Annotated in this window: 16 protein-coding genes; 9 read left to right on the top strand and 7 right to left on the bottom strand. The window is 63.2% G+C overall.

The features are described 5' to 3' along the window. The first annotated feature begins 90 nt into the window (after nt 1-90). The gene (locus ABD884_RS23310) at nt 91-1,224 is read left to right on the top strand and encodes a PucR family transcriptional regulator (RefSeq protein ID WP_345052730.1); all 1,134 of its coding nucleotides are present in this window, start codon (nt 91-93) and stop codon (nt 1,222-1,224) included. Between the two features lie 10 nt (nt 1,225-1,234). On the opposite strand, the gene ABD884_RS23305 is transcribed toward ABD884_RS23310, so the two are convergent. Both ABD884_RS23305 and ABD884_RS23300 read right to left on the bottom strand, forming a co-directional pair. Then, nucleotides 1,235-2,050 (bottom strand): VOC family protein, encoded by an 816-nt coding sequence (locus ABD884_RS23305; RefSeq protein ID WP_345052727.1) that lies wholly within the window; start codon nt 2,048-2,050, stop codon nt 1,235-1,237. Between the two features lie 112 nt (nt 2,051-2,162). Beyond that, entirely contained in the window at nt 2,163-3,098 is a 936-nt protein-coding gene (locus tag ABD884_RS23300; RefSeq protein WP_345052724.1) for a VOC family protein, read from the bottom strand. A 146-nt stretch (nt 3,099-3,244) separates the two neighbouring features. Between ABD884_RS23300 and ABD884_RS23295 the strand changes: the two genes are divergently transcribed. Then, nucleotides 3,245-4,570 carry a glutamine synthetase family protein gene (locus ABD884_RS23295; protein WP_345052721.1) on the top strand — a complete coding sequence of 442 codons (1,326 nt, stop codon included), beginning with the start codon at nt 3,245-3,247 and terminating at the stop codon, nt 4,568-4,570. An 18-nt stretch (nt 4,571-4,588) separates the two neighbouring features. Here ABD884_RS23295 and ABD884_RS23290 read toward each other — a convergent pair whose 3' ends face one another. Next, nucleotides 4,589-5,161, bottom strand: coding sequence for a helix-turn-helix domain-containing protein (locus ABD884_RS23290; RefSeq protein ID WP_345052717.1), 573 nt, complete (start codon nt 5,159-5,161; stop codon nt 4,589-4,591). A gap of 171 nt (nt 5,162-5,332) precedes the next feature. On the opposite strand from ABD884_RS23290, the gene ABD884_RS23285 reads away from it, so the two are divergent. From ABD884_RS23285 to ABD884_RS23260, 6 genes are all read left to right on the top strand, one after another. After that, nucleotides 5,333-6,166, top strand: a complete 834-nt coding sequence (locus tag ABD884_RS23285) for a fumarylacetoacetate hydrolase family protein (RefSeq protein ID WP_345052706.1) — start codon at nt 5,333-5,335, stop codon at nt 6,164-6,166. A 3-nt stretch (nt 6,167-6,169) separates the two neighbouring features. Then, complete coding sequence (locus ABD884_RS23280; RefSeq protein ID WP_345052702.1) at nt 6,170-6,541, top strand: cupin domain-containing protein; 372 nt, start codon at nt 6,170-6,172, stop codon at nt 6,539-6,541. Further along, on the top strand, nt 6,538-7,302 hold the full coding sequence (locus tag ABD884_RS23275; RefSeq protein WP_345052699.1) for a gamma-glutamyl-gamma-aminobutyrate hydrolase family protein: 765 nt from the start codon (nt 6,538-6,540) through the stop codon (nt 7,300-7,302). Before ABD884_RS23280 ends, ABD884_RS23275 begins: the two co-directional genes overlap by 4 nt. A gap of 107 nt (nt 7,303-7,409) precedes the next feature. Then, nucleotides 7,410-8,420: a Gfo/Idh/MocA family oxidoreductase gene (locus tag ABD884_RS23270; RefSeq protein WP_345052696.1), complete on the top strand. Its 1,011-nt coding sequence runs from the start codon at nt 7,410-7,412 to the stop codon at nt 8,418-8,420. A 293-nt stretch (nt 8,421-8,713) separates the two neighbouring features. Continuing rightward, nucleotides 8,714-10,264, top strand: a complete 1,551-nt coding sequence (locus ABD884_RS23265; RefSeq protein ID WP_345052694.1) for an APC family permease — start codon at nt 8,714-8,716, stop codon at nt 10,262-10,264. A 97-nt stretch (nt 10,265-10,361) separates the two neighbouring features. Beyond that, nucleotides 10,362-11,768, top strand: a complete 1,407-nt coding sequence (locus tag ABD884_RS23260; protein WP_345052690.1) for an NAD-dependent succinate-semialdehyde dehydrogenase — start codon at nt 10,362-10,364, stop codon at nt 11,766-11,768. Between the two features lie 121 nt (nt 11,769-11,889). On the opposite strand, the gene ABD884_RS23255 is transcribed toward ABD884_RS23260, so the two are convergent. The 3 genes from ABD884_RS23255 to ABD884_RS23245 form a co-directional block, all read right to left on the bottom strand. Beyond that, entirely contained in the window at nt 11,890-13,158 is a 1,269-nt protein-coding gene (locus ABD884_RS23255; protein WP_345052687.1) for a multidrug effflux MFS transporter, read from the bottom strand. A 141-nt stretch (nt 13,159-13,299) separates the two neighbouring features. After that, nucleotides 13,300-14,898 (bottom strand): 4-hydroxyphenylacetate 3-hydroxylase N-terminal domain-containing protein, encoded by a 1,599-nt coding sequence (locus ABD884_RS23250; RefSeq protein ID WP_345052684.1) that lies wholly within the window; start codon nt 14,896-14,898, stop codon nt 13,300-13,302. Beyond that, nucleotides 14,895-15,407 carry a flavin reductase family protein gene (locus ABD884_RS23245; protein ID WP_345052681.1) on the bottom strand — a complete coding sequence of 171 codons (513 nt, stop codon included), beginning with the start codon at nt 15,405-15,407 and terminating at the stop codon, nt 14,895-14,897. The genes ABD884_RS23250 and ABD884_RS23245 overlap by 4 nt, the downstream gene beginning before the upstream one ends. A 219-nt stretch (nt 15,408-15,626) precedes the next feature. On the opposite strand from ABD884_RS23245, the gene ABD884_RS23240 reads away from it, so the two are divergent. After that, nucleotides 15,627-16,187 carry a TetR/AcrR family transcriptional regulator gene (locus tag ABD884_RS23240; RefSeq protein ID WP_345052678.1) on the top strand — a complete coding sequence of 187 codons (561 nt, stop codon included), beginning with the start codon at nt 15,627-15,629 and terminating at the stop codon, nt 16,185-16,187. Nucleotides 16,188-16,249: 62 nt separating this feature from the next. On the opposite strand, the gene ABD884_RS23235 is transcribed toward ABD884_RS23240, so the two are convergent. Then, nucleotides 16,250-16,612 (bottom strand): cupin domain-containing protein, encoded by a 363-nt coding sequence (locus ABD884_RS23235; protein ID WP_345052675.1) that lies wholly within the window; start codon nt 16,610-16,612, stop codon nt 16,250-16,252. Nucleotides 16,613-16,901 lie beyond the last annotated feature (289 nt).

The raw sequence follows: 16,901 nt of genomic DNA, 5'->3' as shown, positions 1-16,901 counted from the left end.
AGTGCCTGTTGAACAGGATCTTGCCACCAGAGGCTCGCGAATGCCCGCATTGCCCCACTCCACCTCATTAGCTTCGGGAGAGACCGAACCATGGACAGTTCCACCGGTAGGGCGACCGTTCCAGCCTTGAGCGGCGACCCCGGGGAGAGCCTGCGGTCCCTCATCCGGGCAGCGCGAAGCGGCGGCCTCCAGGGGGTCATCGCCGGGCTTCACCGCGCGTTGGGTGCCGACACCGCGTTGTTTGACCTCAACGGCAATACCCTCGCCGCGGCACCAGCCAGGACCCTATGGGACTATGCCCAAGTCCTGGAGGCCAGCAAGCCCTCTTCCCTGCCGGTGGGTGTTGCCGCCAGCCGCGTCTATGTCGACAACGAACCGGTCGCCATCCTGGCCGCCAACACCGGCAACGACCCGCAGCGGCTTGTTGATGCGGGTGTTGATCTGGTGACGCTGGAGATCGGCCGGCTCCGGGCACGCCAGGAAGGAAAACGCGAACTCACCCAGCACTTCATCGATGACCTGATCCATGGCCGGGTCTCCGAAGGCGAGGGCAACAGCCGGCTGCGCGGCATCGGCTTTGACCCGCGGCAGCAGTACCGGGTCCTGCTGGGGCAGTCGCAAACCCGGCGCGAACGCCTGTTATCCGTCCCCTGGAACATTCATACGCTGTTGAGCAATCAGAGCGAGCCTTTTGTCCGGGTCGTGGTCGAGGGGCGCATCTTCATGCTTGTGCCAAGCGACCCCATGGTCGATCACATCGCCAAGTCCCTGCTGCACCATATGTCCGAGATAGGCTCCATGGCATCAGTTGGCGTCAGCTCGACCCATGTGGGGGCGGCAGGCATACGCGCGGGGTACTTCGAGGCACTCGCGGCCGCCGAAGCGGGGCCGGGCCTGCAGCATCCCGGCGCTGTCGATCTTGGCCATCTGCTGATCCTGACAAACACGCAGGTGCCGGTGCGTGATATCGCAGCCTCGACCCTCAAGCCGCTTCTGGACTACGACACGAGCCACGGCTCGGAGCTGGTGCGCACTCTTCGGATCTTCCTGACGGCAGACCGGTCGTTTGCCAGCACGGCAGAGGAGCTCTTCATCCACCGGAATACGCTGCGCTACCGACTGCGCCAGATCAAAGAGTTGTTGGGCCATGAGATCACCGCCACTAGACAGATCAGCAATCTATGGCTGGTGCTGAAGGCCTTGGAGGAGGTTCCCGGAGACTGACGGGAGCGGCCTAGACACCAATGTCGACCAGATCGGTCAGCATCACAGTTCCAGTTGCTGTCCTGGCCCGGACGTTGTCCACGCCGCCGACGGAGTATCGGCTGAGGCCGAAGACCTGTCCATAGGGGTCACGCAGCACCGCGTAGCGGTTCATGTTGCTGTTATTGGCCGGCACCACAATGCGCGCACCTGCTTCGACGGCCCGAGCGAGGGTCTGGTCCACGTCGTCGACGTCGAAGTAGACGAGCCAGGCCGGCCGGCTGGCTTCCGCGAACGTACCGCCAAATTTCACGATGCCGGCGACGATGTGCCGGTCGTCGTGGATGATTCTGAAGTCATAAGGGTCATCGACAATTTCGAATTGTTCCAGATGCAGCACATTGGAGTAGAAATCCGCGGCAGAAGCTGTGTCCATCGACCCGTAGTCGACGTTGGTCTGGCCGACCAAAGACAGTTCTTCTTCGGAAAGCTCGGTGTCGGTTATCGCCGTCCACACACCAGCAGCGTCGATGAAGTAGTTCCTCGCGCCGCCGGCGATGGAGGAATGGTCACGGGCGCCTCCCCCGGCAGCCTCAGCCCTGAACTGCGCCTCCGCGGCGTTTTCCACATGGAAAACGGGAACCCATCCTGCACCCGGGCCTTCGGTTTCGGGGCGCCGCACCGAGGCGATCCCCTTCTCAGTCAGGCGCTGGCCGGCGTCCCAGGCCTCCGGGCCGCCCTCCGCGGGAGCCCCCAACAGCCAGGCATAAAAGTCCGAGCTCGACTTGACGTCTTCGGAGATGAGCTCGACGGCAGCCAGGCGGCATCCGGACTTCGTTAGTTTCACACTCTGAGTATGCCCCATACCTGCCTCCCCGGCCTTCGCGAAACCGGGCAGTGGATTCCCGTCCGCACAGCTGTGGCGGGACCTCCGCCAAGGGCTGGTCCCGCCGCACAGATTAGTCCCCGAGCAGTGCCGGCTCCTTCTCCCAGATCGACTGAAGGCTTTCCCGCTCAGCCTTGATGGATTCTGCATCAAACCGGAAATACGAACGCGGCGGAAGCATGCCCCACACATTGGAGGAATGCCGGTCATCGGGGTACTCGCGGGGTTCATGGGTTGCATCCAGCTGCTCCATATCGGAGTACAGCTCGATGAAGCAGTCTGCCTCCGGCAGCCGCACGTAGCCTGCGAGGTTGCCCCCGATGCCGTGACGGACGGGACCCCAGGGCATGACCCGGCCGTACTGCGCGAGGTGGTCGAATGACTGGCGGATCTGGCCCCAGTCCTCCATGTCGAAGGCGATGTGGTGGAAATGCGCCTGGCCGGTGTTGACGAAGGCCATGACATGGTGGTCCGCACCGACGTGCAGGAATGCGCCGGCGTCTGCGCCGAGCTTATCTGCCAGTTTCATTCCCACCACGTTGAGGTAGAAGTCCACTTGTCGGTTGATGTCCGCGGTCAGGTAGTTCACATGACCTAGTTTGCGCGGCGCCCCGATGCGGTGGCTTTGCGTGGCCTGGCGCCACTCGCGGGGGAACTTGTCCTGGCCTTCCTTGGGCCGGTAGTTCACGAACTGGATGCCGTTGCCCTCGAGGTCCTCGAAGGAGACCGCGGTCTCGGACCGGGTGAACTGGACCCGCTTCTCCTTCAGGTGCTTTTCCGCATCATCCAGCGTCAGCTCCGGCGCCAATTGGTAGGCGGCGTGGAGGATGCCGGCCTCGGGAGTTTTCTGCAGGATCAGCGAGGGCTTTTCGTAGTTACATACGAGGAAGGACTGGCTGCCTTCACGGCTGACCTCGGTCAGGCCGAACTCGTTCTGCCAGGATTCGACAGACTCGTCGAGGTCCTTGACGCCCATGACGACATGGTCAATGTCATAAAGCTTGATCATCTTTTTGCTCCTTATTAGCTCAGAGGCGGCAGGGCCGCATCCGCGGGATTCTTCCATACCGGTGTTTCTTTTGCTGAACAGCTATACTACTATAATCACCATATCGTTCTTCAGGCAATACCCGACAACCAGCAAAGGAGGGCACGATGACAAGCCCTGCTATCGACCAAGAAGCCCTGCGCCCCGCTTTCGACGCCGACTTCCTCAACCAGCTTTTGGCCCGCGGAATCCAAGTCATCCGCGTCATTCATTCCGACCTGTTCGGACGTCAGCGCGGAAAGCAGTACCCGGTGAAATCCCTCCTACACCTGGAGGGCGGGGTGGCCTACTCAAAGATGGCGAACGCCGAGGACCTGATGGGCGTCCCGGTGGACGACAAGGAATTCCCGTCCCTGGCCACCCATCCGGATCTGCACGCACATCTGGATCTGCAGACGGCCTTCGTGCCGCCATGGGAGCCAGACTCCCTTTGGGTGCTGTCCCGACTGAGCGAGCACGGCCGTCCTTCCGAACTGTGTCCGCGCAGCCAGCTGACCCGTGCCAACGAGATTCTTGGGACCACCCTGGGCCTGGATGCGGTGGCGGCAGGGGAGCCTGAGTTCTATCTGTTCAGGAACGATGCGAACGGCAGTAGCGTCCCCTACGCCACGAACGGCGTCTCATACACCATGGACCGAATCACGGATCCGGACGGTGCCGTGGGCCGGATCCATCGGCAGCTCATCGGCATGGACATCGGCGTCACCGTAGTGAACAGGGAGTTCTCACCCGGCCAGTTCGAAATCAACCTCATGCATGACGAGGTTCTAGGCGCAGCGGATTCGGCCTTCCTGCTGAAATCGGGCATCAAGGAACTGGCCATCCTCGAGGGCATGGAGGCAAACTTCATGGCCAAGCCGGTGACAGAAGAAGAGGGCAGCAGCCTTCACGTGCATCTGTCCCTATGGAAGGGAGGCGAGAACGTCTTCGCCACTCCTGAGGGAGGCTTGAGCCCCGAGGCGCTGTGGGCCATAGCGGGCATCCAGGCGCATGCTGCAGCCATCATGGCGTTTGCCGCCCCAACAGTGAACTCCTACAAGCGCCTGTCCGGCGCGGGCCTTAGCCCGCGGACCAGCAACTGGGACGAAGACAACCGGTTCACCTTCATCCGGATTCCTGCCGAACGTGGCAGGGCAACCCGGCTGGAACTTCGGGCCGGGGATGCCAGCGCCTCCCCCCACCTGCTGATGGCAGCCATGTTGCACGCGGCCGGGGACGGCATCCGCAGAGGCCTCACCCCCGACGCCGCAGGAGTTCCACTACCGCGTTCACTGGAGGAATCCGTGGCCGCACTGGAGAAAAATGAAGTGTTCAGGGACGGCTTCGGCGAGGAATTCGTGGGCATTTACGCCGCACTCAAGCGCCGGGAAGTCCAAGGATTCGCGGCTGCCGTGACCGACTGGGAGTGGAATCTGTATCGCCGCCACTCCTGACGCCGGCCCGCGCGGCGGTCACGCGTCGTTGAACGCCGCCGCCCGCGGGAAGGTATGGACTATCCAGACGCACGCGTCCGCGTCAACGGCCTGCCACCGGTGCGTCCGGTCGGCCGGATAAGTGGCGTAATCCCCTTCGGAGATCTCGACTTCCTCTCCGACTGGACCAACGCGGATGGTACCGGATTTGACGAACACATGCTCCCTGGCCCCCGCTCCGTGGGAGGCCGACGTCTCGGACTTGTTCTTCTGGAAGACCTGCACGTGGATTTCCATGGTACCGGCGCCGATGACCTGGCTGCGCAGGACGAATCCGGTGGAGGCATCGTCGGAAATATCCTCACCCTCGCCGGCCCGTACAACATCAACCAGCGCACGGGCCGGTACTGCGATGAGATCCGGGACGGTCACATCAAAGGTGTCCGCAATGGCAATAAGAGTATCCAGGGTCGGATTCGTCCGGCCGCGTTCAACCTTGAACAAGGTGGCCTTGGCGATTCCCGACCGCTCCCCCAACTGCGAAAGCGAGAGCCCGTGCGTCTCCCGCAACCGGCGGACGTTGGCAGCCAAGGCGTCAATATGATCACTCATGGGTTCCATCCTTCCACGGCGGGAACCGTCCGTAAGTCTTAAGAGAACAGCGATTCCGGCCCTTCCAATGGTCCGCACACGGCCACAGCAGGCTGTTGTACTTTATACAATTACTTGTATACTCGCATAATAACCAGAATTCATTCCCACCGATCCCTCTTGGAGGTCACCGTGACACAGGCAATCCGTTTCGAAACACCCGCCGGCGAAGTTCGCCTCGGCCGCCTCGAAGACGACACGATCATCGACGCCGGGGCTGCCCCCGCAGTCGGATTTGATGGCTCCGACGCCGCATGGCAGAACATCCGGACCGCTGCAGGCACCGCATATGCGAAGTCCGACGTGAAGATCCTTGCGCCGGTCAATCCGGGAAAGGTCCTCGCCGTCGGCCTGAACTATCGGTCCCATGTCGAGGAGACCAACCTCGCCCACCCGGACGTCCCGATGGTGTTTGCGAAATGGTCCTCGTCGATCACCGGCCCGAACGACGACATCGTCATCCCTCGCGAAGAGACACGTCCCGATTACGAGGGCGAAGTCGGCATTGTGATTTCCCGCCGGGGCTACCGTGTGACCAAGGAGGATGCCTGGTCTTATGTCGGCGGTTTCACGGTCCTCAACGACGTCTCCGGGCGCCGCGCGCAACTGGAGACCCCGATGAGACAGTTCACCCTGGGCAAGAGCTTTGACACCTTCACCCCTCTCGGGCCCGTCGTCGCCAGTGTGGACTCCGTGGACAAGGATGCACTCGACGTGCAGACAGTCATTAGCGGCGAAACAATGCAGAAGGGCAACACTCGTGACCTGATCTTCGACGTGCCCACCCTGATCGAATACCTGACCAAGGGCGTGACCCTGGAGCCGGGCGATGTGATCGCCACGGGCACCCCCGGCGGTGTCGGTGACGAGCGCAAACCGCCGCGCTACCTGCGCGAGGGTGACGTCGTAGAGATCACGGTCAGTGGCGTCGGCACCATCAGCAACCGCGTCCGCGACGAGGTCTGACCCGTGAAACTTATCGCAAGCGGCAACAAGGACTATGTCTACGGCGGCAAGTTCACCGGCCCAGTCCAGCTCGAGATGATGCTCGAAGCAGCCCAGGGCTCAGAACCGGACATTGCCCGCGTCCATTTCAACGACGGCGCAGTCACAAACTGGCATTCCCACCCCGGGGGCCAACTGCTGTATCTGGTGAGCGGCACCGGTCGCGTGGGGAGCAGCGCGGGCGAACACGTGAACCTGCAGCCCGGTACGCTGGTGCAGACCCCGGAGAACGAGGACCATTGGCACGGCGCCGACGCCGGCAGCAATGCTGTGTGGCTGGCGACCACCTGGGGCGTCACGTGCTGGCACGACCACTCTCCGCTGGAGCCGGCATGAGCACGGAGTCTCCCATCATCCTGGTCGTGACAGACCGTAAATCCGTCACCTCGGGAGCGTGGAGCGACATCGAGAACGATGCACTTCCCCACACTTACATTGACGCCATCGAACGGGCCGGCGGCCTGCCGATCATGCTCCCGCCCGTCCAGTCACTGCTGGACAGCACAGACCGGCTCCTGGACTTGGCAGACGGTATCTTCCTGGCCGGAGGCCGGGACCTTGATCCCGATCTGTACGGACACGCAAGCCACCCGCTCAACGACACCCCGCTTCGGGTACGCGACGAACTCGAAATCGCACTGGCCCGCGGCGCACATGCCCGCGGCATGCCGATGCTCGGGGCCTGCCGCGGCATGCAGATCATGAACGTAGCTTTCGGCGGCACCCTCGAACAGCACCTGGGAGACAGGCTGGACATGACCCCGCACCGGGACGTCGTCGGCGAATTCACCTCGCACGCCGTCTCCCTAGTGCCCGGCGGCAGGCTGGCCGGAATCCTGGAGTCGCACAGTTTCGACATTGCATCCCACCACCACCAGTCGATCGACAATCTCGGGGCAGGACTAGTGGTCAGTGCGTACGCATCCGATGGCGTCGTGGAAGCCGTCGAAGCGCCAGGGGAGCAGTACGCCGTCGGGGTGCAGTGGCACCCCGAAGAGAGGCTTGATCCAGAGGGCCTGAGGATCGTCGCATCCCTGGTCACGGAATCGGCAAAATACCGGACGTCGCGCACTCCCGCACGGCTGGCCGCGAACTGAACCCATGCGGGCGTTCGAGCTGCATCTTCGCCGGGACCGGCAGTACCTGGCAGTCCACTTCGGACGTCCAGGTACTGCGTTGAGCCCAAGCCATTAGGAGAAATCAGATGAAACCCATCACCGCCGTTGTCTTCGGAGTTGGCGTAATGGGGCAGGACATGACGCGCCTGCTGCTGGAGCGGGGGGTCAGCATCGTCGGCGCCGTAGCCCGTAGTCCTGAAAAGGTGGGCCGTGACCTCGGCCGCGTTGCCGGCGTCGGCCGGGACCTCGGCGTCCTTATATCGTCCGACGCGGACAAGCTGCTGGCCGGACTCGGCGCCGACGTTGCAGTCATTGCCGTGGACAGCTATCTGGACTCCCACGCCGAACACATAGCCACGTGCGTCCGGCACGGGCTCAATGTCGTGACCATCGCCGAAGAGGCATTCCACCCCTGGGGCACAGCCCCTGAAACAGCCGCCCGGCTGGATGCGCTGGCCCGGCAGCACGGGGTGACAATCTATGGCGGAGGTCACCAGGACATCTTCTGGGCAGGAATCGGCGGCCTGCTCATGGGAGCCTCGCACCGTGTCGACGAAGTCCGCTGGAGGACGGACTTCAACCCCGAAGGACTCTCCCGGGAACTGCTCCTTGAGATGGGCATAGGCTGCGACCCGTCGGAGCTGCCCGTCGACGACGGGCAGGCACGTCCGCCGAGCTTTGGCATAGCCGCGGTCGACGCCGTGGCCGCCCACCTTGGGCTCCCCCGCGGTACGGTCAGCGTCCACTCCGAGCCCGTGATAGGGACCGAGCCCATCTACTCGGCTGCGCTCCGACGGGAAGTCCCGCCTGGCCAGATCGTAGGCGTCCGGGACACGGTCAGACGCGACGAGGGCCCCGGAGAGCCGCTGCTGGAGTTCACCATGATCGGCAGCATCAGCGCCCTGGAACCGGGCGACTCCTGGCAGGTAATCGGAAAACCAGGATTCAAACTGTCTTCCCGATACACCCCGGGACACGATCAGGTCACCGGCCAGGCCGTCAACCGGATCCCCGACGTACTAGCGGCCGCACCTGGATGGGCCGCCTTCGACTCCCTGCCGCCTCTGCGCTACAGGCGGACCTTCAGCCGCCCCTGATTCTGCCGCGATCTCAGATCCCGAAACGGCCGATCAAGCCCAGATGATCGCGCCGCTGACCCGGCATGGATCACGCATGCGCAGGACCTTCGGCGCGCCCAAAAAGTGGCACGATTTGCCTATTTTCGTCACGATGAATGCATGCTTTCGCCGGGCGAACGGCAGAAAAAGAATCTATTGACATCGGATACTTTACGAGTCTTAATGTTTATTAGAGTAACCGCTAGTGGTGGATCTCACACCGACGTGCGTTCCCCTGCCCCGTTCGATTCCCCGAGTTTTAGGAGGACCAGATGTCTTCTGTTCCCAGCACCCCGGGCGTAGCCGCCCAGCCGCCGGCGTACCCCCGGACCCTGACGACGCCCAAGATCATCGTCCTGATTATCGCGGCACTCACGCCCCTGTCCGTCATCGTCGGCACGATGCCGCTCGGTCTGGCCTTCGGCGGACCGTCCACCACGTTGATGTTCGTTGCCGCCGGCGCATTGATCGGGCTGTTCAGCGTCGGCTACGTGCAGATGGTCCGCCGGATCAGCCGTCCCGGCGCCTTCTACAGCTACATTGCCCGCGGTCTCGGCCGTCCCGCCGGCGTCGGCGCGGCGATGGTGGCGGTGGTCGCATACGCCTTCAGCATGATCGCCCTGTACTCTGTTCAGGCCTTCGTCACACAGCAGATCATCCAGGCCACGTTCGGCGTGGACGTCCCGTGGCAGCTGTGCTTCATGGTCCAGCTGATCCTAGTGACCGTCCTTGCCTACAGGCGCATCGATCTCAGCGCCATGGTCACCTTCGTCGTCGTCACCCTTGAACTGCTGGTCCTGCTTGCCCTCGTGGTCGCGATCGCGGCAGACAAGGGGCTCGGCGCCTTTCCGATCGAGGCCGTATCCCCCTCGGTCTTCAACATCGGCCAGTGGACCGTCGCCTTCGTCTTCGCCATCCTGTGCTATGCGGGATTCGAGGCCGGTGCAATGTACGCACCCGAAGCCAAGAACCCCGAGCGGACGGTCCCCCGCGCCCTCTACGGTGCCCTGGTTGTCCTCACCGCGTCGTTCGCACTGGTCGCCTGGGCACTGACGTCCGTGACCGGCGTAGAGGGCCAGCAGGCGGCCGTCAGCGCGGACATGGCAGGGTTTATCTTCACCACCACGGGTCACTACCTCGGCGCTGCCGGTGTGTGGATCCTCTCCGTTCTGGCCATCTTCGCCCAGGTCGCCTGCGCCCTGGCCGTCACCAACTTCACCTCCCGGTATTTCAACAGCCTGGCCAAGGAAGACCTGCTTCCGCCGTTCCTGGGCCGGAAGAACCGCCATGGTTCCCCCGGCACAGCCATTCTCGCCCTGACGGGCCTTACTGTGGCTGTGGTGCTGGGGCTGGCCACCGTAGGGGTTGACCCGTACACGCAGATTGCCCCCGTCGGCTTCGGCCTCGCCGCCATCGGAGCTACTGCGCTGCAGGCAATGGCATCGGGTGCCGTCATCGCCTACTTCCTCCGCCAGCCGCGCTCGGAGCGACACTGGTGGAAGACCTCGCTCGCACCCATCATCGCCACCGTTCTTCTCGCGGCAGCGCTCTACATCGAACTGATTTCCTTCAGCTACATCACCGGCACGGATAGCCCCGAGATGCTCGCACTCCCCTGGATCGTCCCCGTGGTTGCTGCGTTCGGTGTGGCCTTCGGCTTCTGGCTCAAGAAAAACCGCTCGCACACCTACGAGCACCTTGCCGCAGGTGACACGGCCGAGGAGGCTGACGCCCTGCACGCCCAGCGCGTCGCCCGCCGCGCCGGGACGGCCAGCCAGTCCTGCACCCTGCCCCCGGCGGATGCAGTGTCCCCACAAAAATAGTCCGTACTGATACACCACCCACCGGGCCCCGTTCCGCGCATCCGCCGCGAGACGGGGCCCACTAATCATTGAGCGCGAAAGACAGGAAACGATCGTCGTGACCGAAACCATCAGCATTCAACACACGCGCACCGCATTGTACCGGGTCCAGAACCCGGCGACCGGAATCGTCGTTGAGGAGTTCCCCACGGCCTCAGACGCCGACGTCACAGCTGCGCTGGCTTCGGCCCACGGCGCCTATCTGGCATGGCGGGAGGTTCCGATCCTGGAGCGTGCACGTCTCGTCTCCCGTGTGGGAGAGCTGTTCGCCGAACGTGCCGAGGAGCTGGCAGCCATCATCACGGAAGAAATGGGCAAGCTTCCCCAGGAGGCGAGGGGGGAACTCGGACTGGTCACGGAAATCTTCGACTACTACGCCACGGAAGGTCCAGCACTGGCCGCCGACCAACCAATCAAGGCCATCGGCGGCGGCCGAGCAGTCATCCAGAAGCGCCCGGTCGGCGCACTGCTGGGCATCATGCCGTGGAACTACCCCTACTACCAGGTGGCCCGCTTCGCCGCGCCCAACCTGGTCCTCGGCAACACCATCATCCTCAAGCACGCCCCGAACTGCCCTCGCTCCGCCCTGGCGATGCAGCGGATCTTCGACGACGCCGGCCTGCCGCCCGGAGCCTACGTCAACGTCTTTGCAACGAACGGGCAGGTCGCGGACATCATCGCCGACCCCCGGGTCCAAGGAGTATCCCTGACCGGCTCGGAACGTGCCGGCGCCGCGGTGGCGGAGATCGCCGGCCGGAATCTCAAGAAGGTGGTCCTTGAACTTGGCGGTTCGGACCCCCTGATCGTCCTGGACTCGGCCGATATTGCTGCCACGGCCAGGATCGCGTTCCGAGCCCGGATGTCCAACTCTGGCCAGGCCTGCAATTCCCCGAAGCGCATGATCGTCACCGGGGATATCTACGACGGCTTCGTTGCGGAGCTCACCGCACAGGCCGCCGCGCTGTGCCCGGGCAACCCTGCGGATGCCGGCACGAACTTCGCACCTCTGGCGTCGCCGGCAGCGGCGGCGCAACTGCTCGCACAGATTCAAGATGCCGTGGACAAGGGTGCAACCCTTCACACCGGCGGCAGCTACCTCGACGAGGCCGGCTCCCTGGTGGCCCCAACAATCCTCACCGGCGTCACCCCGGGGATGAGAGCCTACAGCGAAGAGCTCTTCGGCCCCGTCGCGGTCGTCTACCGGGTCGACGGCGACGAGGAAGCGGGCGCCCTTGCCAATGACTCCGAGTACGGCCTCGGCGCGGCTGTGTTCAGCGCCGATATCGACCGCGCGCAGAGAATTGCCGATCGGCTCGACGCGGGCATGGTCTCCATCAACCAGCCGGGCGGATCATCCGCCGAACTGCCGTTCGGCGGTGTCAAGCGTTCCGGCGTCGGCCGCGAACTCGGGCCGCTGGGCATGGACGAGTTCGTGAACAAGAAACTCCTCTACATCGCAGGGTAGGCGCTCAAGGCCACCCGTCAAGCGCCCGGATTCCTTGGAAAGCCAAGGAATCCGGGCGCTTGCGTCGTCAGCTGGTTCGGTGAGCCTGGCGGGCGGGACGGAGGAGGTGGAGGGTCTGCGCTCAGTGCATCTCCTGCTGCGGAGCACACCGGCGTCCGCTGGTCCACCCTGCGATCGCGGCGATGAGGGTCATCGTGAGCATCCCCGCCCCGAGCGCCGGCTGGAGGTTTTCACCACCCAGCCCCACGAGCGGAGCGGCCGCCGCGCCGATCAGAAACTCTGCGGCGCCGATGACGGCAACGGCAGTACCGGCAGCTTCGCGTGCCTGGGCCACGGCGAGTGCCGTGGCGTTGCCCAGCACCAGGCCCAGGCTCCCCACGATCACGAAGAACAGCACCAAGGTGCTCCATAGGTTGGCGGATTCCGTCAGGGTGAGGATGAAGTATCCGGTGGTTCCGGCCGCCATCAGGCTCAGGCCCAAGCGCATGACGGCCACGGGAGAGAACCGCCGGACTAGCCCGGCGCTGAGTGCACTGAACAACGCGATGCCGGCCGCGTTTGCGGCGAACACCACGGAAAACCAGCCGGCATCCATGCCGTACGTTTCCTGCAGAATGAAAGGCGAAGCGGCGATGTAGCAGAACATCGATCCGAGTCCGAAACCCACGGCCAGGCAGTAGTGCAGATAGCTCCGGTTGCGCAGGACGGCAGCTGTCATTCTGCGCAATTCGGACAGTCCGCCGGCGCGTCGTCGTCCCACCGGCAGGCTCTCTGCGATGAAGAAGGTTGCCAGCAGCCACAGTGCCACGCTGATGACGGCAAGGGCCCAGAACACCCCACGCCAGCCGAGGAACTGCACCACGACTCCGCCCGCCAGCGGCGCCACAACCGGGGCCGCTCCCTGGATTGCAATCATGAGCGAGAACAGGCTGGCCGCGCGGCTGCCGCTTGCCCGGTCGGCGATGACGGCACGTGCCAGCACTACACCGGCCGCCCCGGTGAGCCCTTGCAGTAGGCGGAAGAGGATCAGGGCTTCGATGGTAGGCGCAATGGCGCACAGAACAGTAGCCACGGCGCAGAGTGCCGAACCCCACAACAACAACCTTCGGCGGCCAAACTGGTCCGAAACGGGACCGATGACGAGCTGTCCCGCGGCAAGGCCCGCCATGAAAGCCGTCAAGGTCAGTTGCACGGCGAACGGATCCGCCTGCAGGTCCCGCGACAGGTCAGGAAAGCCGGGAAGGTACATGTCGATGGCCAGCTGCGGCACGGCCGAGACCGCGGCCAGCACCACCACCAGGGACGACGACGGCGGTATAGGAAGGCTTGGGCCGGACGGGTTGTTGCGGATCTCCTCCAGGTCCTCCTGGCTGGTGGGGTCAGTCGCCATGGCTGCGGTACCTTTCTAGCGCGGCGATCCGGCCAGCGGCCACCGCGGGAAAAATGACGGCGGCGCCCGCCTGATGCGGGCACCGCCGTCGCTAATATGTGGAGCGTCAGAGAGACAGACTCAGCTCAGCCTGCTGCCGGTTCAACGCCTGCGGATGAAATTCACATCGTCCGGGTTGATGAGCTTGTTCTTGGTCCAACCGTTCAGGTCATATTGATCCATGCAGTTCTCAACCAGGGAGCGGGCGTGGTCCATGGTGTCATCAACCTTGGAGCCCTCAAGCATGGCCAGGTGGCAGAGCTCCGGTTGGCCGAAGTAGTTGTGCTCGTAGAGCTCGTGCCGGGCGCCGAACTCCGAACCGATGGAGTCCCACAGCAGCTTCATCGTCTTGGACCTGTCCAGTGCCGTCTTGCCGTTGGATCCGCGCAGGAATCGGTCCAGGTAGGGGCGCATTTCCGGCGTCTGGAAGTCCACGGCATTCGAGTTGATATAGATCAGCCCGGAGGCCACCACGGTTTCGATGATCTCTCGGATCCGTCGGTTCATGCTCGAAGCCATGGAGGCGTACGCCCACCCGTAGCCCATGTTGGGATCCAAGGATCCGCCCCAGCCGGGTGTGGCGTTCTCGATCATGCCGTCCCGCATGGCATTCACTGCGTGGCGGTAGCCGATGACTTCGCCAAGCGCGGCCTGAACTCCGCGGAACTGCCCGGCGCCCGTGATTTCCAGCGCCTTGCTCAAGGCACCCACAAAGAAGTCCAACTTGACGCTGAAGCGGGTGGATGCTTGGAAGACGGCACGGTTGGGCCAGCCAGCGGTTGCGTCGAACTCGGTCAGCTTTTTCGTGTCGTAGATGAGGATGTTTTCCCACGGGATGAGGGCCTGGTCAAAGATCAGGACCGCATCGTTCTCGTCCAGCCGCGAGGACAGCGGGTAGTCAAACGGGCTGGACGCCCGGGCTGCGGTCTCTTCGTAAGAGGCACGGGAGAACATCTTGATTCCCTTGCCGCTGGTCGGAGCCAGGAACGTAATCGCAAATGCCTTATCGGTCAACGGGGCGCCGTTGTGGGAGACGTAGATGTATTGGGACGTCGGTGAACCAGTTGCGACGACTTTGGCGCCGCTGATGATGACGCCATTGTCCGTTTCACGTTCCACGTGAACGTAGACGTCCTTGACGTCCTCGGCGGCACGGCTGCGGTCCACCGGGGGGTGGACGATGGCGTGACCGATGTGCAGCACACGCTCCTGGTTCTCCTTGTACCAGTGGCGGGCATTAGCGGCGTACTCGCCAAAGAAGTCAGGGTTCGCGCCGAGACCCGTGATCAGAGAGGCCTTGTAGTCCGGTGTCCGGCCCATCCAGCCGAACACCAGTTCCTGCCACGTCTTGATGGCCTCGCGGCTGGCGCGCAGGTCATCTCGGCTGTGCGCCACCTTGAAGAACGGGTGGGTCAGGCCGCCACTGCCGGTGTCGGTGGGGGCGGTGGTCCGGGCCTGGGTTACGGGGTCGTGCAGCGAGTCGTAAAGCTCGGCGAGGGAGCGTGCCGAATTACGGAAGGCAGGATGGGCTGTCACGTCTTGGACGCGTTCGCCGTAGATCCAGACCTCGCGGTCATCGCGCAGGCTTTCCAGGAACTCGTCCCCGGTCTGCATGCGTCCCACCACCGGCGCGGCCTCAACCTCCGGGGTGGCGGCCTCGGCTGCCGTGGTTTGGATTTCAGTCTCGCTGGCCGTGGTCATGAGTTGTTTCCTTTCTCGAGGACGCCGAACTTGCCGGCATGGAAGGTAAGGGGGTGGCCCCCGGCGTGGCTGAGCTGGTCCACGCGGCCGATGAAGAGCGTGTGGTCTCCGGCTAGATGGCGGTCAACGACCGTGCAGGAGAGATGACCAACGGCGTGACCGATCAGGGCCAGCCCGTCCTTCCACACGAAGCTCGGGACGGTTTCGGAGGGCTTGCCGGCAAAGTGCTGCGCGATATCGAGCTGGTCTTCAGCGAGGATGCTGACGCCGTAGCGCGACTGGTTCATCAGGTGCCCATGCATCTTTGCCCGCTCCCCGATAGAGACCAGCACAAGAGGCGGATCCAGCGAAACCGAAACAAAGCCGTTGGCAGTCATGCCGCGGACCTCACCGTCCTCGGAGACTGCCGTGACGATGACTACACCACTGGCGAAGCTGCCCAGGGTGTGGCGGAATTCCATCGGGTCGACGGAAGTGTCTTCTTCAAGAGTTTGCGTACCGTTGTACATAAACTAGATGGTAGGCGGATCACAGAGATTCGCGCAAGAGGTTTCCCGAAGAAACCGCTTGAATGCCCTAGTTTTGGCCGTTATTCTGCGATGTTTGTGGCAAATCCGCGCCTGGATGATGGATTCAATGCCATCGAAAAAAGTATGTACATACGTACGTCGATGATGATGATGGCTCTTGATCGTGAGGTGGGTGATGTCCCTATGTACAGTTGGCTTGTGAGCAATACTCAAATCAATGGCCGCAGGCGGCCCAACGATCCAGCCCGTAAGCAGCGCATCATTGAAGCTGCGGCGCGGGTTGTTGCCGAACATGGCGTCGACGCTCTCACATTCCGGGCCGTGGCCGACACGGCGAAGGTTCCTCTGGGGTCGACCACGTACTACTTCACAGATAAGGACGATCTGCTCGTATCTACCGTCCGGGCCATCCGCGAACGCAATGAGAAGTCTTTCCGGGACCTGCTCGAACCCCTGGTAGCCCAGCGCGGGTTGGCAGGCGGGGTCGCGGCCCTCGTGGAGGAGGTCACCGTCCGCCAGCACCCCCAACTAGTACTCGAATACGGTCTCTACCTAAGCACGTTGCATCGTCCTGCCCTGCGACCTGAAATAGCCCAGTGGCGAATGGACGCCGTCATTCGCCCATACACCGATGAGGAGACGGCCAGACTGCTGGGCTTCACCCTTGAAGGAATACTGCTCCAGTCCGTCATGGAAGACGAGATGTTCTTTGCCAGCGATGTGGAAAAAATGCTCATGCGCGTCGTCGGCAAGAACTAGTCAAGGGACGCAGGCCCCGGTGCGGTCTCCCGGGTTTGGGGACCATTCTTACGAGCGATTTGTCACGCCGACAGAAGGAAAAAAATCTTGCGGACCGGCTTCAGCGCCTCAAAAGTGCCTGACCAGCCAGCCGGAAGACTGTAGCCCTGTCCGGCCGAGACCACGGTCACCGTTCCGTTACCCTCCGTCAATTGTGCTGCGCCCTCAAGCAGGAAAGCGGACTCACCCGAGGGAAGGTTCTCGTAAGTGAATCCGTCTTTGTCGCAGGACCAGGCAGCCATAGTGCCAGCGCTCTCACCGTCTCCGGCAAGAACGGCAATACGAATATTCGGCGTTCCCATCGCCTTAGCCCAGGACGGCAGATCGCTACCATCTTCCAATGGGAAATGGACAAAGGTCTCGGCTGTGAAAAGCTGTGCAGTCATGCGCGCTCCCTGACTCGCCGGCACGAGAACCGGAATCGTGATCGTTGAAGTCCAGTCAATCCGAGGCCGAGAGTGGACGGAATGGCCCCGGAGCACAACGCCCGGCCCGTATCCTGTGCATCAAAGACAGTCACGGGGGCGTCCGCCTGCCTAAGGTCAAAGGATCCACGGATTTCACCCCAGCAGAAAAGCATGCCTGCGCGATGTGCGTGCCAGCCTTAGAATCGGTGATCCTTCCTTCAGCGCCTCCCCGACTGGTTCATATGGAAAAGAGCGTGTCCTGCCCGAG

It is taken from the genome of Arthrobacter methylotrophus (genome assembly GCF_039539965.1).
Classification (GTDB): Bacteria; Actinomycetota; Actinomycetes; order Actinomycetales; family Micrococcaceae; genus Arthrobacter; species Arthrobacter methylotrophus.
This window is presented reverse-complemented; position numbering and strand designations above follow the sequence as displayed.